Origin of the sequence: Deinococcus sp., assembly GCF_025362455.1 — a bacterium.
Taxonomy (GTDB): domain Bacteria; phylum Deinococcota; class Deinococci; order Deinococcales; family Deinococcaceae; genus Deinococcus.
The window spans coordinates 1-25,591 of sequence record NZ_JANYGJ010000032.1 but is presented as its reverse complement, the minus strand read 5'-3'; the positions used below and the strand labels follow the sequence as shown (position 1 = coordinate 25,591).

29 protein-coding genes and 3 tRNA genes are annotated in these 25,591 nt (G+C 65.8%); 13 read left to right on the top strand and 19 right to left on the bottom strand.

Annotated elements, in window-relative coordinates:
• Window positions 1-13: 13 nt before the first annotated feature.
• Complete coding sequence (locus Q0R23_RS02230) at window positions 14-658, bottom strand: DUF2270 domain-containing protein (RefSeq protein ID WP_293909924.1); 645 nt, start codon at window positions 656-658, stop codon at window positions 14-16.
• A 129-nt stretch (window positions 659-787) separates the two neighbouring features.
• Here Q0R23_RS02230 and mutY point away from each other — a divergent pair, with 129 nt between their 5' ends.
• From mutY to Q0R23_RS02215, 3 genes are all read left to right on the top strand, one after another.
• Window positions 788-1,810 (top strand): A/G-specific adenine glycosylase, encoded by a 1,023-nt coding sequence (gene mutY / locus Q0R23_RS02225; RefSeq protein WP_293909922.1) that lies wholly within the window; start codon window positions 788-790, stop codon window positions 1,808-1,810.
• A 77-nt stretch (window positions 1,811-1,887) separates the two neighbouring features.
• Window positions 1,888-2,736, top strand: a complete 849-nt coding sequence (locus Q0R23_RS02220) for an isoprenyl transferase (protein ID WP_293909920.1) — start codon at window positions 1,888-1,890, stop codon at window positions 2,734-2,736.
• A 273-nt stretch (window positions 2,737-3,009) separates the two neighbouring features.
• Window positions 3,010-4,605: an HRDC domain-containing protein gene (locus tag Q0R23_RS02215; RefSeq protein WP_293909918.1), complete on the top strand. Its 1,596-nt coding sequence runs from the start codon at window positions 3,010-3,012 to the stop codon at window positions 4,603-4,605.
• Window positions 4,606-4,807: 202 nt separating this feature from the next.
• Here the strand turns inward: Q0R23_RS02215 and Q0R23_RS02210 are convergent, their stop codons facing one another.
• Together Q0R23_RS02210 and Q0R23_RS02205 are read right to left on the bottom strand one after the other, a co-directional pair.
• Window positions 4,808-6,202, bottom strand: a complete 1,395-nt coding sequence (locus tag Q0R23_RS02210) for an RtcB family protein (protein ID WP_293909916.1) — start codon at window positions 6,200-6,202, stop codon at window positions 4,808-4,810.
• Window positions 6,203-6,480: 278 nt separating this feature from the next.
• Window positions 6,481-7,953: a UDP-N-acetylmuramoyl-L-alanyl-D-glutamate--2,6-diaminopimelate ligase gene (locus tag Q0R23_RS02205; RefSeq protein WP_293909914.1), complete on the bottom strand. Its 1,473-nt coding sequence runs from the start codon at window positions 7,951-7,953 to the stop codon at window positions 6,481-6,483.
• Window positions 7,954-7,987: 34 nt separating this feature from the next.
• Between Q0R23_RS02205 and Q0R23_RS02200 the strand changes: the two genes are divergently transcribed.
• Window positions 7,988-8,392, top strand: a complete 405-nt coding sequence (locus tag Q0R23_RS02200; RefSeq protein WP_293909912.1) for a hypothetical protein — start codon at window positions 7,988-7,990, stop codon at window positions 8,390-8,392.
• A 50-nt stretch (window positions 8,393-8,442) separates the two neighbouring features.
• Here the strand turns inward: Q0R23_RS02200 and Q0R23_RS02195 are convergent, their stop codons facing one another.
• Both Q0R23_RS02195 and Q0R23_RS02190 read right to left on the bottom strand, forming a co-directional pair.
• Complete coding sequence (locus tag Q0R23_RS02195; protein WP_293909910.1) at window positions 8,443-9,066, bottom strand: deoxynucleoside kinase; 624 nt, start codon at window positions 9,064-9,066, stop codon at window positions 8,443-8,445.
• Window positions 9,066-9,686 carry a deoxynucleoside kinase gene (locus Q0R23_RS02190; protein ID WP_293909908.1) on the bottom strand — a complete coding sequence of 207 codons (621 nt, stop codon included), beginning with the start codon at window positions 9,684-9,686 and terminating at the stop codon, window positions 9,066-9,068. Before Q0R23_RS02190 ends, Q0R23_RS02195 begins: the two co-directional genes overlap by 1 nt.
• Before the next feature lie 151 nt (window positions 9,687-9,837).
• Between Q0R23_RS02190 and rpsO the strand changes: the two genes are divergently transcribed.
• A complete protein-coding gene (gene rpsO, locus Q0R23_RS02185; protein ID WP_293909906.1) occupies window positions 9,838-10,119 on the top strand; it encodes a 30S ribosomal protein S15 in 282 nt (93 codons plus the stop codon).
• A gap of 69 nt (window positions 10,120-10,188) precedes the next feature.
• On the opposite strand, the gene Q0R23_RS02180 is transcribed toward rpsO, so the two are convergent.
• On the bottom strand, window positions 10,189-11,145 hold the full coding sequence (locus Q0R23_RS02180; RefSeq protein WP_293909904.1) for a hypothetical protein: 957 nt from the start codon (window positions 11,143-11,145) through the stop codon (window positions 10,189-10,191).
• Between the two features lie 66 nt (window positions 11,146-11,211).
• Here Q0R23_RS02180 and Q0R23_RS02175 point away from each other — a divergent pair, with 66 nt between their 5' ends.
• From Q0R23_RS02175 to Q0R23_RS02160, 4 genes are all read left to right on the top strand, one after another.
• Complete coding sequence (locus tag Q0R23_RS02175; RefSeq protein WP_293909902.1) at window positions 11,212-12,480, top strand: nitrilase-related carbon-nitrogen hydrolase; 1,269 nt, start codon at window positions 11,212-11,214, stop codon at window positions 12,478-12,480.
• Between the two features lie 122 nt (window positions 12,481-12,602).
• A tRNA-Ser gene (locus Q0R23_RS02170) sits at window positions 12,603-12,690 on the top strand.
• A 27-nt stretch (window positions 12,691-12,717) separates the two neighbouring features.
• Window positions 12,718-12,803: transfer RNA gene (locus tag Q0R23_RS02165), tRNA-Ser, on the top strand.
• A 3-nt stretch (window positions 12,804-12,806) separates the two neighbouring features.
• Window positions 12,807-12,883: transfer RNA gene (locus tag Q0R23_RS02160), tRNA-Arg, on the top strand.
• A gap of 96 nt (window positions 12,884-12,979) precedes the next feature.
• On the opposite strand, the gene Q0R23_RS02155 is transcribed toward Q0R23_RS02160, so the two are convergent.
• Both Q0R23_RS02155 and Q0R23_RS02150 read right to left on the bottom strand, forming a co-directional pair.
• Window positions 12,980-14,197, bottom strand: a complete 1,218-nt coding sequence (locus tag Q0R23_RS02155; protein ID WP_293909900.1) for a site-specific integrase — start codon at window positions 14,195-14,197, stop codon at window positions 12,980-12,982.
• Between the two features lie 137 nt (window positions 14,198-14,334).
• On the bottom strand, window positions 14,335-14,559 hold the full coding sequence (locus Q0R23_RS02150) for a helix-turn-helix transcriptional regulator (protein WP_293909898.1): 225 nt from the start codon (window positions 14,557-14,559) through the stop codon (window positions 14,335-14,337).
• Between the two features lie 138 nt (window positions 14,560-14,697).
• Between Q0R23_RS02150 and Q0R23_RS02145 the strand changes: the two genes are divergently transcribed.
• The 3 genes from Q0R23_RS02145 (at window position 14,698) to Q0R23_RS02135 (ending at window position 15,835) form a co-directional block, all read left to right on the top strand.
• Window positions 14,698-15,165 carry a hypothetical protein gene (locus Q0R23_RS02145; RefSeq protein WP_293909896.1) on the top strand — a complete coding sequence of 156 codons (468 nt, stop codon included), beginning with the start codon at window positions 14,698-14,700 and terminating at the stop codon, window positions 15,163-15,165.
• A gap of 83 nt (window positions 15,166-15,248) precedes the next feature.
• Complete coding sequence (locus tag Q0R23_RS02140) at window positions 15,249-15,578, top strand: hypothetical protein (RefSeq protein ID WP_293909894.1); 330 nt, start codon at window positions 15,249-15,251, stop codon at window positions 15,576-15,578.
• The gene (locus Q0R23_RS02135; RefSeq protein WP_293909891.1) at window positions 15,575-15,835 is read left to right on the top strand and encodes a hypothetical protein; all 261 of its coding nucleotides are present in this window, start codon (window positions 15,575-15,577) and stop codon (window positions 15,833-15,835) included. The genes Q0R23_RS02140 and Q0R23_RS02135 overlap by 4 nt, the downstream gene beginning before the upstream one ends.
• Window positions 15,836-16,906: 1,071 nt before the next feature.
• Here the strand turns inward: Q0R23_RS02135 and Q0R23_RS02130 are convergent.
• The 11 genes from Q0R23_RS02130 to Q0R23_RS02080 form a co-directional block, all read right to left on the bottom strand.
• The gene (locus Q0R23_RS02130) at window positions 16,907-17,461 is read right to left on the bottom strand and encodes a hypothetical protein (RefSeq protein WP_293909889.1); all 555 of its coding nucleotides are present in this window, start codon (window positions 17,459-17,461) and stop codon (window positions 16,907-16,909) included.
• Complete coding sequence (locus Q0R23_RS02125) at window positions 17,458-17,673, bottom strand: hypothetical protein (protein WP_293909887.1); 216 nt, start codon at window positions 17,671-17,673, stop codon at window positions 17,458-17,460. Before Q0R23_RS02125 ends, Q0R23_RS02130 begins: the two co-directional genes overlap by 4 nt.
• Window positions 17,670-17,933, bottom strand: a complete 264-nt coding sequence (locus tag Q0R23_RS02120) for a hypothetical protein (RefSeq protein ID WP_293909885.1) — start codon at window positions 17,931-17,933, stop codon at window positions 17,670-17,672. Before Q0R23_RS02120 ends, Q0R23_RS02125 begins: the two co-directional genes overlap by 4 nt.
• Window positions 17,930-18,097: a hypothetical protein gene (locus Q0R23_RS02115; RefSeq protein WP_293909883.1), complete on the bottom strand. Its 168-nt coding sequence runs from the start codon at window positions 18,095-18,097 to the stop codon at window positions 17,930-17,932. Before Q0R23_RS02115 ends, Q0R23_RS02120 begins: the two co-directional genes overlap by 4 nt.
• Window positions 18,094-18,408: a hypothetical protein gene (locus tag Q0R23_RS02110; RefSeq protein WP_293909881.1), complete on the bottom strand. Its 315-nt coding sequence runs from the start codon at window positions 18,406-18,408 to the stop codon at window positions 18,094-18,096. Before Q0R23_RS02110 ends, Q0R23_RS02115 begins: the two co-directional genes overlap by 4 nt.
• Complete coding sequence (locus tag Q0R23_RS02105) at window positions 18,405-18,653, bottom strand: hypothetical protein (RefSeq protein WP_293909879.1); 249 nt, start codon at window positions 18,651-18,653, stop codon at window positions 18,405-18,407. Before Q0R23_RS02105 ends, Q0R23_RS02110 begins: the two co-directional genes overlap by 4 nt.
• Window positions 18,650-18,961, bottom strand: a complete 312-nt coding sequence (locus tag Q0R23_RS02100; protein WP_293909877.1) for a hypothetical protein — start codon at window positions 18,959-18,961, stop codon at window positions 18,650-18,652. The genes Q0R23_RS02105 and Q0R23_RS02100 overlap by 4 nt, the downstream gene beginning before the upstream one ends.
• Window positions 18,958-19,416 (bottom strand): hypothetical protein, encoded by a 459-nt coding sequence (locus Q0R23_RS02095; protein WP_293909875.1) that lies wholly within the window; start codon window positions 19,414-19,416, stop codon window positions 18,958-18,960. Before Q0R23_RS02095 ends, Q0R23_RS02100 begins: the two co-directional genes overlap by 4 nt.
• On the bottom strand, window positions 19,410-20,579 hold the full coding sequence (locus Q0R23_RS02090; RefSeq protein ID WP_293909873.1) for an AAA family ATPase: 1,170 nt from the start codon (window positions 20,577-20,579) through the stop codon (window positions 19,410-19,412). Before Q0R23_RS02090 ends, Q0R23_RS02095 begins: the two co-directional genes overlap by 7 nt.
• The gene (locus Q0R23_RS02085) at window positions 20,576-21,787 is read right to left on the bottom strand and encodes a hypothetical protein (RefSeq protein ID WP_293909871.1); all 1,212 of its coding nucleotides are present in this window, start codon (window positions 21,785-21,787) and stop codon (window positions 20,576-20,578) included. The genes Q0R23_RS02090 and Q0R23_RS02085 overlap by 4 nt, the downstream gene beginning before the upstream one ends.
• A gap of 160 nt (window positions 21,788-21,947) precedes the next feature.
• A complete protein-coding gene (locus Q0R23_RS02080) occupies window positions 21,948-22,142 on the bottom strand; it encodes a helix-turn-helix domain-containing protein (protein ID WP_293909869.1) in 195 nt (64 codons plus the stop codon).
• 708 nt (window positions 22,143-22,850) lie between these two features.
• Here Q0R23_RS02080 and Q0R23_RS02075 point away from each other — a divergent pair.
• Window positions 22,851-25,591: SNF2-related protein (locus tag Q0R23_RS02075; protein WP_293909867.1), on the top strand; the 2,741-nt coding region annotated here is incomplete at its 3' end.

The window sequence follows — 25,591 nt, the reverse complement described above, 5'->3', positions numbered from 1 at the left end:
AACCTTCACCGTATCAACCTTCCTCCAGCGGATACGCCTTGTTGGCTTTGATGGCCAGATTGAGCAGGTACAGGTAAAAGGCCAGCACCAGCAGCCAGATACCCCAGCCGGGAAAGCTGCCGATGTGGGCGGCGTCGAGCAGGTTGATCGGGTTGAACGCCTCGCGCTTATTGCGCACGGTGTCGAGCTTGGCGATCCAGGCGATCAGCACCCCGATATAGATCCACAGGTAATTGCGCCGCAGCCGCCAGCCCAGTGAGTCCCAGCGGTCCATCGGGCTGCGCGGCTTGGCCAGTTCGCCCAGCAGGAGCTGGTGCCAGTCGGGGTCCACCTTGTCGCCCAGCATCGCCGGATAAAAAAAGCGCTCCATGATGCGGGTGCGGTGGTGGCTGATCTCGAAGGTGCGAAACCTGCGGGCCTCCAGGTGCAGAAAAAAGTAGTTCATCAGCATGGCGAACAAAAAGACCACGTGGCTCTTGTCGTCGTCGCCCAGCGCGAAGCTGGCCAGGCCCGCCGTGGTCACCACCGACCAGTTGGTGGTCATATCGAGCCGCTGGCGGTAGGCGGTCATCTTGCCGACCTCGGCGCGGTAGAAATGGACCAGCGAATTGACCTCGTTGGTGCTGTACGACGCCGCGCTCAGTGACGGGCTGGACATCAGTGACGGGCTGGACATAGGTTGACCCGGCGCGGACTGAATGGGAGACGGGGGCGCGGCGCGGGTCATACCTGTAGCGTAACCCCTGACCCGGCACGCTGCATGAAGTGCGGCTACACTCGCTTCGACATGCCGCCCGACCTCCATGCCCTGCGGGCCGACCTTCTCGGCTGGTTTGACCTGCACGCCCGCGAGCTGCCCTGGCGAGTAGTCAATGAGCACGGCCTGCGCGACCCGTACCGGGTCTGGATCAGCGAAGTGCTGCTCCAGCAGACGCAGGTGGCGCGGGGCCTGCTGTATTTTGAGCGCTTCCTGACCGCCTTTCCGGACGTGCAGGCCCTGGCGGCGGCGACCACCGAGGCGGTGCTCAAAGCCTGGGAGGGCTGCGGCTACTACGCCCGTGCCCGCAACCTGCACGCGGCGGCGCAGATCGTGGCCCAGACAGGTTTCCCGACCAGCTACGACGGCTGGCTGGCGCTGAGCGGCGTGGGGCCGTATACGGCGGCGGCCATCAGCAGCCTGGCATTCGGCGAGGCGCGGGCGGTCAATGACGGCAACGTGCGGCGCGTGCTGGCGCGGGTTTACGCCGAGGTGCAGCCGGGTCCGGCGTGGGTCCAGACACAGGCCGATCAGCTTCTCGACCCCCAGCGACCCGGCGACTGGAACGAGGCCGTGATGGACCTGGGCGCGACCATCTGCACGCCGAAAAGTCCGAATTGCGGCGCCTGCCCGGTCTCTGGGCATTGCCAGGCGTACCAGAGCGGCAACCCCGGCGCGTATCCGGCACCGAAAGTCCGGCCCACCGTGCGGCAGGTGCAAGCCGTCGCCCTGCTGATCGGGGACGCGCACTCGGCGTATCTGGAGCAGCGGCGGGGCAGCCTGCTGGGCGGACTGTACGGCTTACCCGTCGAGGAAGTAGACGGCACCGTCCAGCTCGCGCTGGGGCGCCTGACAAAGCGGTTAGGCGCCCACTCACCGAAGCTGCTCGGCACCGTCACGCACCAGATGACGCACCGGCACCTCACCCTGCACGTCTACGCGGCGCACAGTGAGCTGGCACCCCAAGACGTTTCCCGGCGCCCGCTCTCCCGGCTCGATCACAAAGCGCTGGCGCTGCTGAGCGGGCCTGGGCAACTGTTTGAGACGGCCTGAAAGCCGTGCGGAACCCGGCTGACCGAAACCTGATGCGGCCCATTCTCAAAGCCTACGGCGCGGCGTACACTGACCGCGTGAGCACCGCCACCAAGAGCCGCAGCAACCTGATTCGCACGGGTGCGCGCGCCGCGCTGAAACTGCGTGACGCGGCCAGTGCGCCGCTGTACTGGTGGTACGCCCAGCATCTGGAACGCCAGGTCAAGGTGCATGGGCGGCTGCCGCGCCACCTGGGCCTGATCCTCGACGGCAACCGGCGCTTCGCCAAGGCCAGCGGCCTCCAGCGCGAGATCGGGCATTCCTTCGGCGCCGACAAGGCCCACGAGGTCATGCAGTGGTGCCTGGACCTGGGCATTCCGACCATTACCCTGTGGGTGCTCAGCACCGACAACGCCAGCCGCGACCCCGAAGAGATCGCCCATATTCTCAAGCTGCTGGAGCGCGAGGCGCTGAACCTCTCCAAAGACCCACGCATCCACGGCAACAAGGTGCGGGTCCGCGCCATCGGGCAGCACAGCGGGATGCCGCCGCAGGTGCTGGCCGCGCTGGCGCAGCTCGAAGACCGCACCCGCCACTACGACGGCATGCTCCTGAACATCGCCGTGGGCTACGGGGGCCGAGAAGAGATCGTGGACGCCGTGAAGGCCCACCTGGAGCGCGAGGGCGCCGCTGGCAAAAGTGCCGCCGAGGTCGCCTCCGACCTGCACCCCGACCACCTCAGCGCCCAGATGTACACGGCGGGCGTGCCGGACCCGGATTTCATCATCCGCACGTCGGGCGAGATCCGGCTGTCGGGCTTCATGTTGTGGCAGAGCGTGTATTCCGAATTCTATTTCTGCGACGTGTACTGGCCGGGCTTCCGGCGGGTGGATTTTTTGCGGGCCTTACGCGACTTTCAGGACCGCAAGCGGAGGTTTGGGAAGTAGGCTTGTGGCGCGTGGCTTGTGGCGCGTGGGAACGGCGAAGGGCCTGGTGCGGCTGCTTTGACTCAGAACGGGGGTTGAAAAGCAGCGCCATGGAACCTTGTCATCCTGAACTTCGTTACGAATCTCGTCGTTGAACGGCCAGACTTCCAACATGACTCAGGATGACACTCCACGCCCAGTAGGCGCGGCCCGAAGCATCGTCCCAAATCCCTTATCTGTTTCCACAAACCACAGGCCACACGCCACACGCCTCTTTCCCCCACAATAGAAGGCATGACTGCTGCTCCCCCCGATGTCCGCCTCCCCGGCCTGCACGCCGAGGCGGGCGACCCGCAGACCCGTTTGAGTACCGCACTCTCCAACCTCGAAGGCACCGACTGGGGGCTGTTTTTATCCGGTGAAGCGGCGCTGGCTCAGCAACTGGCCGCGCTGCTCGGCCCCGGCACCTTGCGCGTAGACGCCCGGTTGCCGCTCAGCCGCGAACTGTTCGCTGCCGCTGGCCTGGCGCTGGCGACCACCGACGCCGACTGGCGCGGCGCACGCGGCGTCTGGCTGCTGGAGCCCGACGAGCGGGCCATCAAGCGTGCCCGCCGGGCCGGGGTGAGCATTCTGGTCGACGGCACGCTGGCCCCCGGTGGCGGCTGGACGGGGCGCGAGGCGAACCTGGTGGTCTACCGTGACGGCGCGACGCTGACGGGTTTTGGCGACGTGAGCCTGAGCGCCGTCTTCGGCATGGGCGAGCTGCCTGAGCGCGTCGGCGCGGCCCCCAGCGACCTGAGTATGGCGATGGCCCTGCGCGACCTGGCGACCATGCCGCTGCGGCTCGCCCGCGCCGCCCGCACGACCTCCATCCTCGCCGAGCGCTTGGGGGGCGCGGCCCAGGCGGCTGGCCCCACCGCGCTGCTGCTCGGCCCGGACAGCGCCTTCGACACGCCTCAGCCCACAGGCGGGGTGCTGGCCGCCGCCCGCAACGTGAATGCTGGAACGCTGATCACCCCCGGTGTGCAGGGCGTGGACGCCGTGCTGGCGCTGCTGCAAGGCGACTACATGAACGCCGAGCCGCCCGCCGTGCAGAACGTCGAACGGGGGCCGCAGGGCAGCAGATCGGAAGGCCGGGGCGAGTTCAGAAATGAGGGCCGACGCGGTGATGGGCGCGGTGATGGGCGCAGCGATAACCGCCCGCCCCGGCAGGAACGCGAGCGCGGCCAGCAGCGGGATGGCCAGCAGCGGGATGGCCAGCAACAGAACGCCGCGCCGCCCGCCCAGCCCGCACCAGCGCCCGCCGAGCTGCCCTATATCCCCGAAATCGTCTTCTCGGACAGCAGGCCGCATCCGGAACCGCAGCGTCTAGAGCCGCAGCGCCAGGAATCCCAGCCGGAGGAAGTCCAGCAGCCGCAGGGCGAAGTCTGGCCCCACGAGCAGCAGGGCGAGGAGCCGGAACAGGTCGCCAGCGAGCCCCAGGCCGAGCAGACCGCGCCGCAGGAGCAGCCCCGCCCGTCCGGGCGCCGCGAGCGCGAGGAGCGGCCCCGCCGTGAGCGCCCGCGACGCGACGCGCCCCAGGCTGCCCCGGCCCCCGACCCACACCCCGAACTGGTGCTGACCCCCGATCTGCCCGCCGCCGCTGGCGTGGACCCCCTCGAAGGGCTCGACGACGCCCAACGCAACACCTACAACCGCCTGCGCGACTGGCGCAACACCGAGGCCAAACGCCAGGAAATCAGCCGCTTCATTATCGCCAGCAACGCCACCCTGGCCGAAATCGCCCGCTTCTCTCCCGCCGACGAGACCGAGCTGCGCAAGGTCAAGGGCATGGGACCGGAGCGCACCCGCAAATACGGCGACGCGCTGCTGGAGGCGGTCAGGGGGTAGGAAGTGGGAAGTGGGGAGTGGGCAAAGATGAAGGGCCGGGGGAGTCGGCACGGCGGCAGGCGTGCTCAGGATGAAGAACTGATACGGCCCAGCTCCAGCTTGTGATCGGCACAAGGCCCTTCGCCGTTCCCACTTCCCACTTCCCAAAACAAAGAAAGCGACCCGAACCGCTCGTTCAGGTCGCTCTTTTATTCCCCAGCGTTCAGATGTCCTCGCTGCCGCTGTCCATTCGCACGGTGCGCGGCTGGAAGGTGGCGAGCACGTCTACCAGTTCGCGCTGGGCGGCGATGACGTCCTCGATGCGCTTGTAGGCTTGGGGCGCCTCGTCGATGCCGCCGCCGATCAGGGTGATGCCGCGCTTGTCGAGGTACGCCTGCACGTCCTTTTTGGCGAGGGCGGCAATGGCCGCTTTGCGCCCCAACTGGCGGCCCGCGCCGTGTGAGGCGCTTTCCAGGCTGGCAGGCAACCCGCGTCCGCGCACCACGTAGCCGGGGTCGGCCATGCTGCCGGGAATCAGGCCGAGTTGCCCTCGTGCTGCGGGTGTGGCGCCCTTGCGGTGGACGATCAGCTCGCGGCCCTGCACCATCTGCTTCCAGGCCAGGTTGTGGCTGTTGCTGACCTGGAGCAGCGGTGTTTCACCGAGGGCGCGGGCGATGCGGGCGTGAATCTGCTCGTGGTTGGCCAGCGCGTAGCGTCCGGCCAGGGTCATCGAGAGCCAGTACGCCTGGCCGTCCTCGCCGCCTAAGTCGAGCCAGGCGAGCTTTTTGGCGGACGGATCGAGGGTGGGGTGCGCCCCCTCGGCCAGCTTGGTGAAGTGACCCGCCACCTGCGCCCCGAAGCCGCGCGAGCCGCTGTGCGACAGCAGCGCCAGGTACTCGCCCGCCTCCAGGCCGAGGTCGGGGGCAGCCAGGGTCAGGGTGCCGAACTCGGCGAAGTGGTTGCCCGATCCGCTGGTGCCGAGCTGGGTCTGGGCCTTGTCAAACAGGTGGCGCAGCAGCGGCAGGGCGTCCCAGGCGGGGTCGCTCAGGACCGGGTGGTCGAGGCGCTCGCGCTTGTCCCAGCCGACTCCGGCGCCGAAGCGGGTGTGTTTGTTGAGCAGCAGGGCTTCCTGGGCCGTGCCGAGCTGGGCGTTCGGAAACACGCTGAGCATCATCGAGCAGCCGATGTCCACGCCCACGCCGTAGGGAATGACCGCGCCCTCGGTGGCCAGCACGCCGCCGATGGGCAGGCCGTAGCCGACGTGCGCGTCGGGCATCAGCGCTCCGGCGCGACTGATCGGGAGCTGCATCGCCACGTCCATCTGACGCAGAGCACCGGGGTCGATCAGCTCGGCGCCGAACTGGGCGTAGGGCAGCGGTGCGGGCCGCAGCTTGTCGGCAGCGTGCAGGTCGGTGTGCGCCTGCTGGGCCAGCAGCTCGGTGACCAGGGCGCCGTGAATACCGCTCTGGTAGGCGCCGGGGTTGGCCTGGACCTGCGAGAGTTCATCCAGAATGTCCTGGCGGACCATGCCCGCGTCCTCGCGCACCTGGGCCGCCGCCAGCGCCAGGCCGATGGATTTGTGGGTGAATCCGAGTTTGGTGATGTGTTTGCCGTTCATGTTGGGTTCCTAATGGGTCAGGCAGTAGTAACCTGGGAGGGCCGCTCGCCGCCGTCTGGATCGGAGTTGTCTGGATCGGAGTTGTCTGGGTCGGAATGGTCGCTGGCATCGGGGGTGGACGCTCGTTCGCTTGAAGCTGATCTGGACATCGGTGGCCCTCCTCCTGTTTGATTTCAAGTCTGGGATCTTGAGCGCCCCCAGTCTGACGCAGGAACCTGTCGGGCGCCTCGGCCAGATGGCTCAGGCGGTGGGGGTAGCGCTGGCTGAGGTCCGGCGAGCTATCTCCGACGCTCCAGCGCCTCACGCGCTTCCTGAACCTCGTTCCAGGGCAGGAAATCCTCGCCGCGCTCCAGCGTGTCTTCCGGCCCCTTTCCGGCCAGCAGCACGGTGTCGCCTGGCCTGGCCTGACGAACGGCGCTGCGGATGGCCTCCCGGCGGTCCGGAATCAGCTCGTAGTTGTGGCGCCCAGCCTGCACGGCGCCCCGCGCCATCTCGGCCAGAATCTGCTCCAGGGGCGTATCGCGGTGGTCCTCCTCGGTGAAGATGGCCTGGTCGGCCAGGCGGGTGGCGACCTCGCCCAGCGGTGCGCGTTTGGACGGATCGCGCGGCCCGCCCGCCGAACCGATGACGACCCACAACTTGCCGGACGTGGTGGCCCGCAGCGTACCGAGTGCTTTTTCCAGACTCGGCGGCGTATGCGCGAAGTCCACGATCACTCGCGGCTGATTCGCGCCGCCCGGCACCAGTTCCATCCGGCCCGGCACACCCGCGAAGCTCGCCAGACCAGTCACCAGTTGTTCAACCGTCGCGCCCAGCCGGTAGGCGGCAGCCATCGCGGCCAGGGCGTTGCTGACGTTGAAACGCCCGATCATCGGCAGGAAGGCTGTGAAGGCTCCGGCGGGCGAGTGGACGCCAAAGGCCAGACCGTCCGGGCGCTCCTGAATGTTCACGGCTTGCCAGTCGGCCCTTTTGCCATCCACACGGTTGCCCTCAGCGCTGTACAGGACGTGCTCGCCCAGTTTCAGCCGCTCGGTCCAGGGGTCATCGGCGTTCAGCACGGCAAAAGGGGCGCGTTCGATCAGCTTGCGTTTCTCGGCGAAGTAGTGTTCCAGCGTGCCGTGAAAGTCCAGGTGCTCGGCGCTCAGGTGCGTCCAGATCGCCACGTCCCAGTCAACCGAGCGCACCCGGTCCAGGGCCAGGGCGTGGCTGCTGGCCTCCAACACAGCGGCTGTGGCACCCGCACTGACCAGTTCGCGCAGGGTCGCCTGCACCTGGGGCGCCTCCGGGGTGGTGAAATGCGCCGGGAAGTGCCGCAGCACGCCGTCAGGGAGCTGGTAGCCCACCGTGCTCAGCAGGCCGGTGCTCAGCCCAGCGGCGCGGAGCAGATGCAGCGCCATCCAGCTCGTGGTCGTTTTGCCGTCGGTGCCCGTTACGCCCACCAACCTCAGCTCGCGGCTGGGGTGGCCCTCCAGTTCGGCGGCCAGGTCCGCCAGCGCCGCGCGGACGCTGGGCACCGTCAGGTAGGGCAGCGGGCAGGGCGTATCCAGCGTCCAGCCCTCACCGACCACCGCCACCGCGCCGCGCTCGGCGGCCTGCGCCGCGAACCTGTGCCCGTCCACCCGTGCGCCGCGAATCGCCACGAAGGCGGAGCCGGGCTGCACCCAGGCGGCGTTGTGGGTCACGCCGCTCACATCGGGGTTTTCACCGGGCGGGGCGAGCTTCAGGGCGGCGGCGAGGTCGGCAAGGCGCATGAGCACAGAGTAGCGGCTTGGGGTAAGCTGAGCCATGCTGATGCTGCCGCTGCTATTCGGATTGGCCGCGCCGCCCGCGCCCTGGACGTTTCGGGGCCGTCAGGTCGAGCGCCGCAGCACCTCGCGCACTGAATTGCTAATCGAGTTCACCCTGCGGCCCGGCGAAGACCCGGTGGACGCCGTGCGCGGCTGCGTTCAGGCGTCGAAGGTGGCGTATCCGCAGGCGACCTACCTCTACTGCGCGGCCTACAGCCCGGCGAGCTGGAACGTCCTGTTCGGCAGGTTGCGGCTGTGCTCCAGCGCCAGCCTCCAGTGGTTCGGCCCTGACCCCGACGATACCGCTGACGGTGCGGCCCGGCTGAGTCTACCCACCGATGACCGGCGCTACCCGAAGCGCTGCCCCGCGCCCGTCCAGCCCCGCCCCACCAGAGCCGACTGAGCCCAGCCAGCTCCCCTCCCCGCTTTTCCTACTTCCCACCTCCCACTCCTCTACCTCAGCAGCGGCAACCCGTACCCCCGCGCCTCCACCTGGGCGCAGACCCAGGCGAAGGCCCCCGCGTCGTGGACGAAATCGCGCTCGTCGCCGGGAATGCGGATCACCGGGCTGTGATCGTAGCCGCCGACCCAGTGCTCGTATAAGCGGTTGAGACTGGCCAGGTACGCCACTGGAATGCTCCGTTCGTAGTCGCGCCCCCGCGCCGCGATGCGGGCCTGCAAAGTCGGCAGCGAGGCGTCGATGTGCAGCAGCAGATCCGGCACGCGCAGGGCGGGCAAGATGCCCCGGTACAGACCCTGGTAAGTGTCCCAGTCGCGGCCCTGCATCTGGCCGCCCTCATACAAGTTGCGGGCGAACACCCCGGCGTCCTCGAAGACGGTGCGGTCCTGAATGACGTACATGGCGCCGTTCACCAATGTTAAATGCTGCTCCAGGCGCTTGCTGAGAAAGTAGATCTGCGAGTGAAACGAGTAGCGCTGCATATCCTTGTAGAAGTCTTCGAGATACGGGTTCTCGGCATACGGTTCATAGACCGGGCGAAAACCGTAGCGCTCGGCCAGCATCCGGGTCAGGCTGGATTTGCCGCTGCCGATATTGCCGCTGACGGCCAGGTACATCAGCGCACCAGCGCGGGCAGGTTTAGCGCCGCGTCGATGCGGGAGAGCAGGGCACGCTCATGCTCCGGATTGGTCACGAAATCGAGTTCACCCGCGTCCACGCTCAATAACTGGCCCCCGGTGCTGACGTATTCGCGGAAGTATTCGTCGTAGCGGCGGGTCAGCTCCGAGAGGTAGGCGGCGGGCATCTCGTCCTCAAACGAGCGCTGGCGCAGGGCGATGCGGCGCAGCAGTTCTCCCGGCTCGGCCCGCAGGTAGATCACCAGATCGGGCACCGGCAGCCTCGGTTTCAGGTGGCTATATAAGTCCTGGTAGAGCGCGAATTCGTCGTCTTTCAGGTTCATGGCCGCGAAGATGAAGTCCTTGTCGAAGAGGTAATCGCCCACCACGCTTCCGGAAAAAAGTCCCGCCTGGCTGATGCCGGAGAGCTGCTTGAAGCGGAACAGCAAAAAATAGACCTGGACCTGAAAGGCGTAGCTCTGGGGCGACTCGTAGAACTTGGCCAGAAACGGGTTCTCCTCGACCACTTCCAGGTGCAACTCGGCGCCGTACCGCCGCGCCAGCAGACGGCTCAGACTCGTTTTCCCCACCCCAATCGGACCTTCGACGACCACGTACACGGGGCCATGGTAGAGCATCCGAAGCGAACTTGCCCCGCCCGGCTGTGCCCTGCTACACTGGCGTCTGCCGCCGTGACGGGGAAGCCGGTCTATGTACCTGAGCCACTTCTGCTGAACCGAGTCGGACACCAACGAAAAAGAAGGTACTCACATGGACGCACAACACCGCAAGGAAGTCATGCAGGCCCACGCCACCGCCGAGAACGATACCGGCAGCACCAGTGTGCAGGTCGCGCTGCTGTCTGACCGCATCAGCAACCTCAGCGCCCACCTGGCCACCAACAAGAAGGACAAGGCCGGTCAGCGCGGCCTCCAGATCATGAACGGCAAGCGCCGTAGGTTGCTCAAGTACCTGGAAGGCAGGGACTACGACGCCTACATCGCCCTGACCAACACGCTCGGCATCCGCCGGGGCCAGCGCATCGTTCGCTGAGTCGGAAATAGAGAAGCGCCGCCTGGGAGAAATTCCGGACGGTGTTTTTGTGGTTATGAAGCTGATCGGTCAGGGACTGCGGCTAATGACCGCCTTCACGACCCGCCCAGCCGCACCGAAGTCGATCTGGATGTCGTCGTAGGCGCCAGTGCCGTAGCTCCAGTGGGGCAGCTTCAGAATGTCCGAGAGTGTGCCGGGCTCGTTGGGGCTGCCGTAGAGGGCCAGTACCCACGCTTTCGTCTGACCGAGCAGGGTCTTCTCGGCTTTGTCCGGGTTGTAGAGAACCGGTAGCACGGCGGGCGGGGCACTCAGGCTCAGGTTGCGGCGCAGGTCGTCGGCGCTGGCATACAGCACGCTCAGGCGGGTGCAGCGCTGGGGGGCCAGGGCCATCAGGTCGGCGGTCTGAAACGGTATGTAGCTTTCCATGGTGGCAAACTCGGCCTTGACGCCCTGCGGCTGACCAAATGCCACCAGAATCGGCGCGGCGCTGACCTTAGCGTTCGCAACCATTCCACCGCCGATCAGTCCACCCTGCGGCGAAAGGCTCAGCGGCCCGGATTGCACGCGCCACACCCCGCTGATGCGGGCGCTCCTGAACCGCACGTCGGCGTGGTAGCCCACCACGATCTCGCAGGGGGCGTGCAGGCGGCCATTGCCCCAGACCAGCTTGCCCAGCAGCTCATTCGCCAGCGCCCGCGTTTCGGTGTCCTGGCTCAGCGGGAAGACAGTTCTGGTCGCCAGACCGCGTTTCGGAAGCTGCACCTGCGACGTACCATCGGATAAGGTATACCCCGCTGCCGTCTGGCCCACGATTTTGAGCGGCTTGAACAGCCACTGCCAGCCCGTCACCGGCTCGCCCGCCAGATCGCTGAGCTTGGCCTGTTCCCGGTAGATGGTCGGCGGCTCGGAGACGATCACCGAGTACGTCAGCAGCACCTGGGAGCCGGTGGCGAGGCGGGAAACGTCCTGGGCCAGAGCGGCGGCACTCAGGGCGAGCAGCAGCGGCAACAAGCGTCGGGGCGACATGTCCCAGTCTGGCACCCTGATCTGATGAGCGGAAGACCCTGCACTTCTTCCGCTAAGCTTCCCGGTATGACCCGCACCGCCCACCGAACAGTACGCGCCATTGCCGTGCAGCCCAAGTGGCACGCCCGCGACTTTCTGAGCGCCGCTACTTTTGAGACGTGGATGCGCCTGCAACTCGGCGCCGCCCGGCCTCACTTCTCGCAGACGCACCCGAACCTGGTGGTGCTGACCGAACTCAATGGCCTACCCCTGGTGCTGCGCGGCGGATACCTGGCGGCGGCCACCGGGAAGTTCCAGTGGGCGCTGATCCTGCTGCTCCTGGCCCATCTGCCGGAAGTGCTGCCGATACTGATTCGTGAAAAGGTCTCCCCTGTCCGGGCGCTGCAACTGGCGCGGGCCAACGAAAACGCCGCGCTGTACATCAGGGTCTGTCAGGCGCTGGCGAAACGTTACGGCGTATATCTGGTGTCGGGCTCCGCGCCGATGCCGCATTACCGGCTGGAAGGGCGGCGGCTGGTCAGAGTCGGCAGCGAACTCTATAACCAGACGCTGATCCTGGGGCCACAGGGCGAGCTGATCGGGTCCGCCGACAAGGTGTTCCTGACGCCGGACGAGCAGGCGGGCGGTGTGGACCTCTCGCCGGGCAGGCTTTCTGAGCTGCGAGTGTTTCCGACCCCGGCAGGCGACCTGGGCGTGGCGATCAGCCTGGACGCCTTCCGAAGCGAAGTGATAAACCACCTGGCCGCTCAGGGCTGCACGGTGCTGCTGCAACCCGACGCCAACGGCAGCCCCTGGACCGGCAAGGAGGGTATTTATCCGGCGGGCACCGTGCCGCGTGACCAGCCGCAGGCCTGGCTGGAGAGTAGCTGGCAGGTCACCGACAGGGGCCAGATTCGCTACGCCGTGAACCCGATGGTGGTCGGCAACCTGCTGGACCTGACCTTCGACGGCCAGAGCGCGATGACCGGCCCGGCCCAGGAGTCGCCATCACAGCCGCGCAGCTACGCCCTGACGCCGCCCCGGCGCGGTTTCCTGGCGCTGCTGCCCTGGGTGGAGGAAGGCGAGCCGGACAAGCTGCGTGAAGTCGGGCTGAACCTGGCCGCGCACTCCGGCCACCCCCGCGAGAACGGATACCGCACCGGGGTCCTGAGCGCCGAGCTGCATCTGGATGAGATGACCTTGCCCACCCCACCCCCCACGCCCCACGAGGACGCCTTGCGGGCGCTGCTCTCAGGCCAGGCTGACTTACCGCCCTCGCCCCTGCGGCTCGTCTGGCCGCTGCTGGGCGCCCTGGGGCTGGGATTGACCTTACGGCGGGGGCTCCGGCAAAGGTGAATACGGCGGTGAAGCCCAGGTTAGAACTGGGCCAGAGCGTTTAATTTGACAAGGGCAGATACGGCCCCTATACTCCCTTACGCGTTCGGGGTCACTCCTGAACACGCCCCGCCGCCGCGCGTGGGGGGTTGGCCGAGCGGTTGAAGGCGACAGTCTTGAAAACTGTAGTAGGGCAACCTACCGGGGGTTCGAATCCCTCACCCTCCGCCAACTCCGGTAAGGCCGCACAACTGTTTTGGAGAGGTGGGTGAGTGGCTTAAACCACAGTCCTGCTAAGACTGCGTACGCAAGTACCGAGAGTTCAAATCTCTCCCTCTCCGCCACACGTACCTGTAGCTCAGCTGGATAGAGCGTCTGACTACGGATCAGAAGGCCAGGGGTTCGAATCCCTTCAGGTACACCAGAAGAAAACCCGCTACCCATGCGGGTTTTTTCGTTTTGATGGTCTGCTCAGAACGCGCCGTTTTCGCCGGATTGCCACAACGGTGCCACAACTGGCTCAATTCGGCCCCCCTGAGGCAACGGGAAAGAAGTCGCTCAGGTCGAATGCCGCCTCTTCGCGCTGCTCGTCATACAGGTGGGTGTAGACGCGCAGGGTGAAGGCCGGGTCGGTGTGGCCCAGCCGGTCACTGACCACTTTGGGGCTGACGCCGCGCCGGATCATCAGCGAGGCCGCCGTGTGCCGGAGGTCATGCAGCCGGATGTCTGGTAAGCCCGCTCCCTTCGCCAGCTTCTTGAACTGGTCATAGAAATAGTTGGGATTGGTCGGGCCGCCCAGCTCGGAGGCGAAGACGTACCCCGGCCCCTGCCAGGCTTCCGCCGCCGCGCTCTGTTCTGCCGCTTGCCGGGCCTGATGTTCCCTGAGCTTGGACAGGGTGCCCGGCGACAGCGCCACCGTGCGCTTGGAAGCCGCCGTCTTGGGGGTTTGCAGCTCGATGCTGACCGAAGACACGGTGGCCTTGCCCGCCTGCGTCTTGCCGGGCACGCCGTCGCGGTGAACCTCCACCAGATTGTTTCTGACGTTCAGCCGGGCACGCTCGAAGTCCAGGTCAGCCCACTGAAGGCCCAGCACCTCACCGCGCCTCATGCCCGTCATCAGCGACAGATAGAAGGCGGCATACAGGCGGTGAACCTGGGCGGCGTCCAGAAAGGTAGCGACCTGCTCCGGGGTCCATACCTTCATCTCCGGGCGCTCGGCTTTGGGTGGACTCACCACGTCGGCCACGTTGCGGGGCAGCATCTGCCAGCGCACCGCCTGACGCAAGGCCATGCTCAGGATGCGGAGGGCGTACCGGCGGTTCACCGCGCTCTTGCCGCTCTTCTGCATCCTGGACAGTAGGCGCTCGACATCGAGGGGCCGCAACTTCTCCAGCTTCACAGCGCCGATATGGGGCGTGATGTACAGGCGCACCGTGTCCCGGTAGCTCTGCACCGTGTTGGGCTTCAGCCCCTCGCGCTCTTTATGGTCGGCCCAGCGGGTCATGAACTCGGTGACGGTCAGCCCTTCGGTGTCGGCCACCGTACCCGCGTGCATGTCGGCCTGAAAGCCGCGTAGCTTCTCCTGCACCTCCGCCTGAGTCTTGCCGCTGATCCACCGCCGGTCTAAGGTGCCGTCTTCGTTCTGACCGACCACCACCGCCGCTTTCCAACCCACGGTCTTTCCGGCCTTGTCTTTGCGCCTGCTCAGCGTGCCTTCTCCGTTCGCTCGTTTGGGCACGGCTCAGCCCTCCCGGCCCGGTGCGAACTGTGGCAGTCGGCATTTGTGGCAAAACGCGACTGCCACAAAAGAAACGCCCTCCCAGAGCGGGAAAAGTTGATTTGTGGCAGTGTGGCAGTACATACCAGGGGCCGGGGTCATGGGGTGCCCTGGCCGGGCTGCTGTGGCACCGCTTCGAGCGTCAGGCCCAGAGCGTGCAATACGTCCATGAGACTGCCCGGCATGGTGCCCCGCTTACCGCTCAAGACCTGGGATAAGGCCGGGGGCGTGATGCCCAGTTGCCGGGCAAGTTCAATCTGGCTCAGCCCCCGGCGCTTCATTTCCTGCTTGACCTGCTCGCGGATTCGTTCGTTCACGTCCATACCTCCATAGCTTACGTTAAGCAGTCTGCTTATTGACATTATTAAGCATAGCGCTTAATATAGCAAGTAGCAGTAAGGGGCGCTCACCCTTCGACAAGGAGCGCCCCCACTGACTCCCCCCGATCCGAAGGAAGCACCATGAACACTACCTCACTCGCAGACGGCGCGTACCAGTACACCAGCACCCCCACCTACCGCGCGTCCTTCCCAGTCCTGACCATCATCGAGGGGGGCCGCGTCACCGCCTACGCCACGGGTGAGGGCGAGGCCCAGACCTGGGCCAGTGCGGCGCGGCTGGCTGACCTGGGCGGCTTGCTGCTCGCCCAGTTGGCCGCCGAGATTGCCACCCGAAGGAGCGCCGGGGCGTGCATGGCGCAGGTCAACTTCTGCCCGGTCAAGGCCGCGCCGACCATCGGCAAGGCCCGCGCTGCGAAGCTGCACAAGATCATGACCCGTGTGGGGGTGCCCAGCGTCCACCACTACGCCAGCGCGGCCCGCGCCACTGGCCGCGAAGTCTGGAGCCTCGCGGGGCTCACCGAACGCGAAGCCCGGCAGACCTGGGCGTATCTCTGCCGCATGTTCCCCGCCGCGCAACACGCGGCTTGAGTTCCGCTTTGGGGTGTGAGTATCAGTCACACCCCTTATCCGCCTTCGACAGCTCGCCCGCTTGTCCACCAGAGGTAGACACCATGACCACCGACACCCTCAGCCCGGCCCTGACCTCGCTCACCGTCCCCGCTGCCCGCTGTGATGCCTGCGGCGCCGTCCCCGCCCTTGACCTGCCCGGCGGCTATCTGGAGTGCGCCCGCTGCCACGCCCGGCGGGTCATGTTCCAGGGCGCTGAAGCCCACCTGGCCGCTGAGCTGGCCCCGCTGCTGGGCATCTGGGCGCAGCACTGGCAAGCAGCGGGCCTGACTGAGCGGCAACTCACTGACGTGCTGGAACTGATGAGCCTCACCGACCTGGCCGCCCAGCCCGAAGCGGCCACCGCTGCTGAAGGCGGTGAGGGTAGCGAGTGAGGACTGAGCCGCCCCCAGATGCCCGGCTGGGGTTGTACCGGCATGGCGACACGGTGAGCGAACGGGCCGCGCTGGAGTTGGTAGGCCGCCCAGACTTCCCCGCGTCATGGCTGATCGTGCCCAGTCCTGACGGGTCCACCCTGAGCCTGATGTGGGGGGACGCCTGCACCACTGATCAGCTCACGTGGGTCAATAGCTGGAACGCCATGCAGTGCTCAGCCATTCAGGCAGGTAGGCACCACAGCGGGCAAGCGTAGCCGGGCAAGCCTGAATTATCTGAATTATCTGACAGGGGAGTAAGCAGGGCGGGCGTGGTCAATCTCGTGTTCAAATCGAGATTGATCACGCCCGCCGTTTGTCGTGTGGGGTGAGGGTTTGCCCGGCGCCGGTAAACCCCTCTTTCGTGACTTTATCGTGACCTATTTGCCCCCTCCGGCAACATGGTCTGAGCGCCGTGAGCATCACTCACGCCGGGGCTGCTCTCCCGGCGTTGGTAGTGCCAACGGCGATGAAGTGAGGCTGCTTCACCTCACCGAAGGGCCGCGCCCCCCGCGCAAGGTTGTGGCAATCTGCAACACCCCGCGTTTCAAACGAAGGGTGTCCACCTGCCGGACGGCCCAGCACCATTCACCACTTCTACTTGTGAATGGCTGGCTTGTGTGGGGCTGCCAGTTCTTCCGTTTGAAACGGGAGTATTCCAGAGCCTCACGCCCGCGTGCGCGTGGGGCTGACGTTCCCGCGCCGGTCCCAGCCCCAGTTCCCGCACTCACGCCCGCGTGCGCGTGGGGCTGACGCTCTATCTGATAACCGTTATCAGATAGAGCGGCTCACGCCCGCGTGCGCGTGGGGCTGACGTGGCGGGTGACCCTCCCCAAATTTTTGGGGAGGGTAGCAGACCCAAAGACCGGGAAACCTCACGCCCGCGTGCGCGTGGGGCTGCCGCACCCGGCAGGTTGCATGAGCAAGCCGGAGGCTCATGCCCGCGTGCGCGTGGGGCTGCCCTTTTCAGGGGGGGGCTGATCCTTCCCCCCTGCCTCATGCCCGCGTGCGCGTGGGGCTGCCCCCACCGCATCTGCGGAAGTTCCGCACATAGAGCTCACGCCCGCGCCCGCGTGGGACTGCCACCACCGTTAGGTTTACTCACAGTGCAAGAGGTTGTGACGCCCGGCCACAACCTCTCCCCGCCTCCCGACTCAATCCCGATTTCAAATCCAGATACCGCTCTTTTCAGGCTCGCCCCTGAGAAGTCTCAGCCGCTCATGACCCTGTAAAAACAAGTACCCTTGCCCGCATGCTCGTGGGGTACTCGGATTTGAAAACGGGATTGCTCAGGGTGCCTGTTCACCCCTTCGCCCCTGATAAGGATATTCAGCAGGCCGCCCGCCGTCCGGTGTACCGAGTACCCCGGCCAGCGCCGCATCGAAGCGGCAAGAGGCCGCGTACCAGCCGACCACCCTCACCGCCGCCGCCCGGTCCACCCCTTCAGGTAGGGCGGCGCCCGCCTCCAGGGACAGGCGCAGCTCATCTCCGCGACGGGCTTCATCCCCGAAGTACCCGGCGAAGACCTCCGGCTCAGCGGGCAGTGAGTACGGGGTGCCGTTTGGGGTCACGTTCAGAGCTTGTGCCCACTGGTCCGCCGCGCCCTTCGCCGGATGATCCGAAGGCCAGTTCAGCGCCTGCGCTGCATGGCAGGCGGCTTCCCAGCGCTCACCGCCTAACTCCCGTGCTTGTTCCCAGTCTTCGAGCGTCTTCAGGTCGGCTTCGCTGAGTCTGGAGAAGGCTGCTTCAATCTGCCGATCTTTGCAGGCTTCCACCTGGGCGGCCCGTTGCTGGGCCTGGGCTTCGAGCACCGACAGCCGGGCCAGGGTGCCACGCGGCTTCATGACCGGGCCGTGTGGCACTGAGTCACCCGCGCTGATGTTTCGCTCAGCAGCCGGTCTACGATCCGCTCAGCCGTCTGGGGTCCGGCTTCCTGACTGACGATCTCCAGCAGGCCCAGCACGTAAGAACGCAGCTCGGAGAGGGGCACATGCGCGGCCTCCCACTCACGCCGCGCCGCTTCGAGCACCGACAGGCGCCGCGCTTTGCTGCTCACAGGTCAGCCGCCTGAAGCCCTGGGATGATCTTGGAGCGGCCCGGCAGTGGGGAGTACAGCAGCAGCCCGCCGCCTGACTGGGCCAGTTCGCCGCCGGTTGCCAGGTCTTCCGCACTCAGCGCCGGGCCTGCCTTGCCGGTGTGAATATCGCGCCATACGCCCGCCGCTAGGTCGGCTTCGTAAATGCCGATTTGCTCCACCGCGTGTGAACTGCGCTGCTGGGCTTCGAGCCGGGTCAGCCGCCGCGCTCTGCCGGTCATGCTGGGCTTACCTTGAGCGTGAGTTCACGGCGCACGGTGGCGACTTCCACCGGCTCGCCGTCCGGGCCGCGCTCGACGATCCGGCGAAGGATGATGAGCACCGCGTCTGCCGGGCTGGGCGCCTTCGCTTCGAGCTTGCTCAGCCTGCCGCGCTGCCCGCTCACGCGGCCCCCCGGCCCAGTTGCGGGCCGCTGGGCTGTGGCTCGCTGCTGACCGCTTCCAGGGCGGCTAAGCGGGCTTCCAACTCGCCTACTTCGATGATGCGGGCGTATGCCGCTGCGCCCTGGGAGATGGCGTGGATGGCTCGAAGGGCGGTGTGGGTGTCCGGCTGGCCCTCAGCGTCTTCAGCATCGAGCAGATCACCCGCACGGCTCAGGGCACGCCACAAGAGGGCGCGGGCATCGTTCAGGGTGCCGGGTTGAGTGCGTTTCTTACTTCGCCGGGCCTGCCGGGCTTTGGTGGGGTTGGGGTTCATACTGCACCGCCTATAGAACCGGGGGGGGTCAGGGCCAGGCACAGGGCTTCACGCGCCGCCTGTACGCCCTCCGGGGTGAGGGTGTGGTGTATCAGAAGGCCGCATTCGTGCAACATCTGGGCGGCTTTTCGATGGTCCTGGGGATGCGGTTCAAGGTGAGCCAGCCAGGCCAGCCAGACGGGGCGCTGATTCAGGGGCAGACGGTCCAGCAGGGCCAGGCCCAGCACATACCCAGCCGCGTTCACCCTGTCGCCTCCAGTGCCCGCGTGATGGTCTGCAAGGCCCTTCCGTCGCGCACCATCGAGCCGGTGAAGCGCAGGACTGTAAAACCAAGTAACGCCGCCTCGTTCAGTTTCTCAGCGTCTTTCTCGAAGCCCGCGCCGCGTGTGTGCCGCCCGCCGCTCCAGGTGCCGCCGTCCACCTCGCAGGCCAGCGACGGCGTGAACAGGAAGTCGAATCGCCAGCGCCTGACGGGGTGGAAGCGGACCTCACGCTCGAAAGCCAGGCCCGCTGCGCTCAGTTGCTGGGCCAGCAGATCAGCCAGGGCGCTCACCGTGCCTGCCTGCCCTGCGCCGTGACCGCGTAAGCCTCTTCAAGCCGCCGCAAGATGTGGACCCGATCACCCGGCCAGCACTCCGCCCAGGCCAGCACATACACGCCCAGGTCAGGGACAAGGCCACTGGCAAGCGTGATCGTGCCGCGTGACAGCGTGCCTGTCTTCGCCGTGTCCACCATCACGGCCAGGTGTTCGGGCAGTGGGTCCGGCGAAGGAAGAGGAGCAGTCAGCCGGAGCGGGCCGGGCACATCCTCCCAGGGCAGCGGCGGCAACATATCGCCGGTCAGGGGCAGGCTGAGGACTTCGAGCAGGGCGGCTTTCTGGGCCTTGATCTGCTCGCCCAGGTCGGGTGTGATAGCGCCCACCGGGCCGCGTGAGGTGAGCTGTCCGGCTTGGATACTCAGCTTCACCCCCCGCGCCTCCAGCACCGTCAGCAGCTCCAGCGCTACCACGTCTGCACTTCCTCTTGCTCAACAGGTTCTGATTTGGGGCCAGCCATTGTTTTGAGGACAACCCCTGTTCTCAGAACACTGTCGTCTGACACGCTTGAATGATTTGGGGCCACCACATTCACACCACTGTCGGGCAGGTTATCCAGTGGCCCCGAATCAGCCACTTCGAGCACACTCTTATAAGCCACCGGGTTGCCACGCCCGCTGAGTTGAACGGTCTGAATGGTGTTCTCTGAAATCGCCTCTCCGACAGCCCGTTTCACGGTTCGCTCGGAGACATTCAGGCGCGTGATGAGGTGGTCAAACAGTTCTTTGCGGGGGATCACAGCCCCGGCCCGGTCATTCAGGTAGGTTTCCAGCGCCCGCCGCGCCTTGCTGGCCGGGCCGTCGTGGTCGCTGTCGGGCAGCTCATACGGCTCAAAACGCAGCCCGTCACCTTCCCAGATGCGCTGAATACCCAGCGGCTCACCGATCTGGGCCAGGTTGTTCTTGTGAGCCTCAAAGCGCAGCACGTCCAGCCCGCCTACGTCTTTCGGCGGTACGCGGCTCAGTAGATGCACCGCCCGCGCCCCGGCGCTCTTGATGGTGCTTCCCAGCAGCCCGCGCCCTTCCGGCATATTCACCATCGGCTTAGGGGTATGGTCGAGCACCACCACCGCCGCGCCCGTGTCTTTGGCAAGCTGGCGAAATGCGGCCATCACCTGCATCACCTCGCCCGCGTCATTGCCCCGGATCATCGGGAAAGCAGACGTGAAGGCGTCCACCACGATCAGCACCGCACCGACAGACAGCGCTTGCTCTTTGAGGGCGGCCAGGCCCGCTTCATCCATGAAGCCGCCGTGCTCGGAGTCCACGTAGGTGATACGGTCCAGCACGTCATGCGAAACGCCCTGACCCAGTACCGCCCGCTCTAACCAGGGCAACTGGGCGCGGGCGTCGGTGTCGAAGTCGGCATGAATCACCGCGCCCTGTGAGGTGGCCCCGCCCAGGAACGGCAGCCCAGCCAGCACCGCGACTTCCAGAGAGGCCACCAGCGCACTCTTACCGACTCCACCCGTACCGCCCAACATGGTGATGTAGCCGCGTGCGATGCGGCCCTCCCAGACCCATTCAATCGGGGGCGGGGTCGGGATGCCGGACACCTGCCGGAAGCGCAGCTTCACAGCACGCCCCGCTTCTGTCCCCAAATCCCCCGACAGGGTTGTTTCTGTTGGCCCCAAATGCTGGGCACCGTGCCAGACGGCATTGTCTTCAGAACAGGGGGTGGCCCGAAAGCTGGGCGTGGCCCCAAATCAACAGCGCTGATCTGAGCCTCTTCGAGTAGGGTGTGGAGCTGAGCGCCAAACGCCGCCGCGCCCTGCTCGCCCAGCCGGTCACAGAAGTCACCGGCAGGCAGCGCGGCCAGCACCCGGACCTCAGCCGCTCCGGCTGCCTGGGCCAGCTCACCGACCCGCGCCAGACAGGCCAGGCCCGCCGGGTCCGGGTCGCCATACAGGTACACCGGCTTCCCCATCATCCCGACCAGATGCGGCACCCCACCCGCCCCGGCCAGCCCCTGCACATCCAGGCTCAGCCCGGCCACCTGTGCCACCCTCGATGCCGCCGCGCCGTTCAACTCGCCTTCAGTGATGAGCAGCGCCTGACCCTGCCCGTAACCCGGTGAGCACCACGCCGGAGCACCGTGCTTCGCCAGCCGGTAGATGTAGCGGTCTACGCCCGCCGTTTCCAACTCAGAGGCCGTGCCCAGGTTCCGCACCTTGAGCCCCCAGACCTGACCATCCGGGCCGGTCATCAGCAGGCCCAGTGCCCCACGCTTTGCCAGCACCTTCCCCTCACGGGTCTGGAAGTCGGAACGCAACACACCGACCTGTAAGCCTGCCCAGCCCAGCAGGCCGCGCCGCCGCAAGTCCTGGGCCGCTGGGCTGCGCTCATCCAGTGGGGCCAGCAGTCGCCCGACCTGGGCCAGCTCATCCGGGGTGAGTGGGGCATACCGACTGAGCGCCCCGCGTGCCAGGTCCAGCGAAGAAGGCGGGGTGTAAGCGATCCGGGGCCGGGGTGCGCTCTGCCACCCGTCCAGCGGCACCCCAGCCAGGCGGTGCAGTTCCTCACGGGCCTGTGTCTCGGAGTAGCCGCAGTCGAGCAGGAAGCCGTAGGCGTTGCCGCTGGCCTCATCACCGCCGTGTCGTTTCCAGCGCCAGACGTTGCCCTGCCTGTACACACTGAAGCTGGGCCGCGTCTCGCGCTGGCCGGGGCGAGGGTCACAGATAACGCCCCCGCGCTCACGGGTCAGGCCGCGTACCGCATCCGGGCCGCACTCGCGGGCGATCAGGTCCGGCAGATGGATGAGGGGGAGGAGTTCGGAGAGCTTCACGCCTTGCTGCCTGTGATGGGTTGAAAATCACGGCACTTCCTAAGAGCTTCGAGCAACTTCAGCCCAGAACAGATGTTATCGGGGCGCTGAGCCGTGAGCGCCAGTTCGTATAGGTGCGCTAAACTGTTCATGTCGCCCACCGTCTGCCCGGTGGGCCGCTTCATTTAGTGCCGCCGTTCAGAAACTCTTCAATAGCAGATGACGGCACTACAAATTTTCTTCCCACCCGAATGCTTCGCAACTTGCCAGAGTGAATGAGGCCATAAATCCCGTTACGTCCAATGCCCAGCATGGGCGGCAGCTCTTCGGGTTTGTAAGTCAACTTCACCGGTGGGGCGGGGTGGGTTAAATTCATGGCGTGACCTCCAAAGGGTCATGTCCCGAACATCCGTGTTCGGGGGCGATTGGGAACCCGTGAAAAGGTTCCCTGGGCAGCGCGTGAGTGTTTTTCCTGGCCGGGAAGCTCACGCGCTTTCGTGTTGTAGGGAAATCAAACGCACCGTGCTGTGTTAGGGCGTTTTGCCAAGTGCTGTTTCTTCCCTAGAGAAATTACAGCACACTCGAAAAACACTTGTGCAAGTTTGTGGATAATTCTATAAAGTGCATGCCACACGAGAAAATTTATCCACAGACTCCGTACCGGCTATCTTCCTACCCACAAGCCGAAATGCAATTAACCCTCTGTGCATCGGGTTCGCGGGCTACGTAACAGGTGGGGAAATACTCGGAGTAATGCTTGTGGATCATCTTCGGGTAAGCGACTTCAATTGCCACAACAGTGCCACAACCAGAACGGGGCAAGGCGGTCTGAGACGAGATGAACACCACTCCCTGACACGAAAAACGCCCACCCAGAGGGAGAGTCTGGGAGAGCATAAAACGGGGCGGCAGGGGCTAGGGGGAACTACGGATCAGAAGGCCAGGGGTTCGAATCCCTTCAGGTACACCAGAAGAAAACCTCGTCTCAGGGCGGGGTTTTTTCGTTGTGCCGAAGACGCTGCTGGTCGTCACGCCCATGTTCTGCGAGTCTGGCCCAGCCGTGCGCCATACTTCCCCTATCGTGATGACCTTTCACCACAGTAAGCTCTACGCCCACGAACTCACCCGGCGGCGCGGGCCAGACGAGGCCGACAAGTTTGCAGGTGCTCTGGTCGACGCACAGGTGGACCTCAATCCACATCAGGTTCAGGCCGCTCTGTTCGCCTTTCAGAATCCGCTCTCAGGCGGCGCACTGCTGGCCGACGAGGTGGGCCTGGGCAAAACCATTGAGGCGGGACTGGTCATCTCCCAGAAGTGGGCCGAATACAAGCGGCGGGTTCTGATCATTACACCTGCCAACTTGCGTAAACAGTGGGTTCAGGAGCTGGGCGAGAAGTTCTTTTTGCCGGTTCAGATCATTGAGACGACCAGTTACAACGCCGCGCTCAGGCGGGATGAGCCACCATTTCAGAGTGATCAGATCGTCATCTGCTCGTACCAGTTCGCCGCCCGCAAGGCCGACGACATCAAGGCTATTCACTGGGATCTGGTGGTCATGGACGAGGCCCATCGCCTGCGAAACGTCTACAAAACCAGTAACGTCACCGGCAACGCCCTGAAAACGGCGCTACATGGGCGCTCCAAGCTGCTGCTGACCGCTACGCCGCTGCAAAACAGCTTGCTGGAGTTGTACGGCCTGGTCAGCTTTCTCGACGAACAGGTGTTTGGAGACATCGGCAGTTTCCGGGAGCAGTACGCCAACCTGAGCAGTCCGGCCACCTTCTCGCAGCTCAAGCGGCGGCTGGAGCCGTTTTGCCACCGGACCTTACGCAAGCAGGTCACGCAGTACGTCAATTATACCCGGCGGCATGTGCTGGTCGAGGAGTTTACGCCGCACAGCGGCGAGCAGCGCTTGTACGAGCGGGTCAGCGAGTTCTTGCAGCGTGACGAGCTGGCCTCGCTGCCCAACAGTCAGCGCAGCCTGATTACCCTGATTTTGCGTAAGCTGCTGGGCTCCAGCTCATTTGCCATTGCCGGGGCGCTGGGCACTGTCCGTGACCGCCTGAACCGGGAGCTGAGCGCGCGCGGCGGCACGGCCCTTGAGGTCGAGCTGGCCGCAGAGTATGAGGCGCTCGGTGAAACCGCCGACGAATGGGACGAAGGCGGCGCAGACAGCCCGATGACGCCTGCCCAGCGACGAAAACTGGGCGAGGAGGCCGCCGAGCTGGACGCGCTGCACAGTGAAGCCCAGAACATCCGCGAGAACGCCAAGGGAGAGGCGCTGCTCACCGGCCTGCAACGCGCCTTCGCCGCCGCACAGGCCCAGGGCGCGGCCCGCAAGGCCATTATTTTTACCGAATCGCGCCGCACCCAAGACTACCTACTGGAGCTGCTGGAGGAGCACGGCCACGCGGGTAAGGTCGTGCTGTTCAACGGCACCAACACCGACGAGCGCAGCAAAGCCACCTACAAAGCCTGGCAGGCGCGACACGCCGGGAGCGAGCGCATCTCCGGGTCGCGCACCGCCGATATGCGCAGCGCCCTGGTGGACGAATTCCGTGAGCACGCCGAGATCATGATCGCCACCGAGGCGGGGGCCGAGGGCATCAATCTGCAATTCTGCGCCTTGGTGGTCAATTACGATCTGCCCTGGAATCCGCAGCGCATCGAGCAGCGCATTGGCCGCTGCCACCGCTACGGCCAGAAACACGATGTGGTGGTGCTCAACTTTCTGAACAAGGGCAACGAAGCCGACGTGCGGGTCTACGAACTGCTGAGCGAGAAATTCAAGCTGTTCAACGGCGTATTCGGCAGCAGCGACGAGGTGATCGGGGCCATCGGCAGCGGCGTGGATTTCGAGAAGCGGGTGGCCGACATCTACCAGAAGTGCCGCACGCCCCAGGCCATTCAGGCGGCCTTCGACGAGTTGCAGGCCGCCCTGAGTTCGGAAATCAGCGAGACCATGACCCGCACCCGCGCCCAATTGCTCGAATATTTCGACGAGGACGTTCACCGCCTGCTGAAAGTGCGCCAGGACGAGAGCCGTGAGCAACTGGGACGCTTCTCCCGGCTGCTGATGCAGACCACAAAAACGGAACTGGGTGAGGACGCCAGTTTTGGCGACGAGCGTTCCTTTACCCTGCGCCGCGACCCCAGCGGCCAGGGCGTCGCCAGCGGGCACTACATCCTGCCGGAGCGTGACGCCCAGCTCCGCGAACAGGCGCTACCGGACGTTCCCGGCGCTCACCGCTACCGCCTGGGACACCCGCTGGCTCAGTACGTGCTGGCGAGGGCCAAGGCCCGGCTCCTGCCTGAACATCAGCACCTGAGTTTTCAGTACAGCGGCCCGCATATCGGGGCCTTGCGGGAGCGGCGGGGCGAAGGCGGCTGGCTGAGCGCGGCGCTCTACACCGTAGAAGCGCTGGGCCAGACGGAAGAACACCTGCTGCTGTGTGCCCTGACCGACGAGGGCGAAATCTGGCCCGCCGAGCTGACCCGCAAGCTGTTCGATCTGGGCGCGGCCACTCAGGATGCAGACACCTCCCCCCCCGCCGCCCTGCCGGACCTGCTCGACCACGCCCGCGTTCAGCGCCGCAGCCAGATCAATACCCGCAACCTGAAAGCCTTTGAAGACGCCGCCGAGCGCATCGACACCTGGTCAGAGGATTTGAAGGTGGGGTTAGAGCGCGACCTCAAGGAACTGGACCGGCAGATCAAGGAGGCCCGGCGCGGCGCGACCACCGCCCCCACCTTGCAGGCCAAGCTGGACGGCCAGAAGGGGGTGCAGGAGCTGGAAAAGGAGCGCACCCGCAAGCGCCGTAGCCT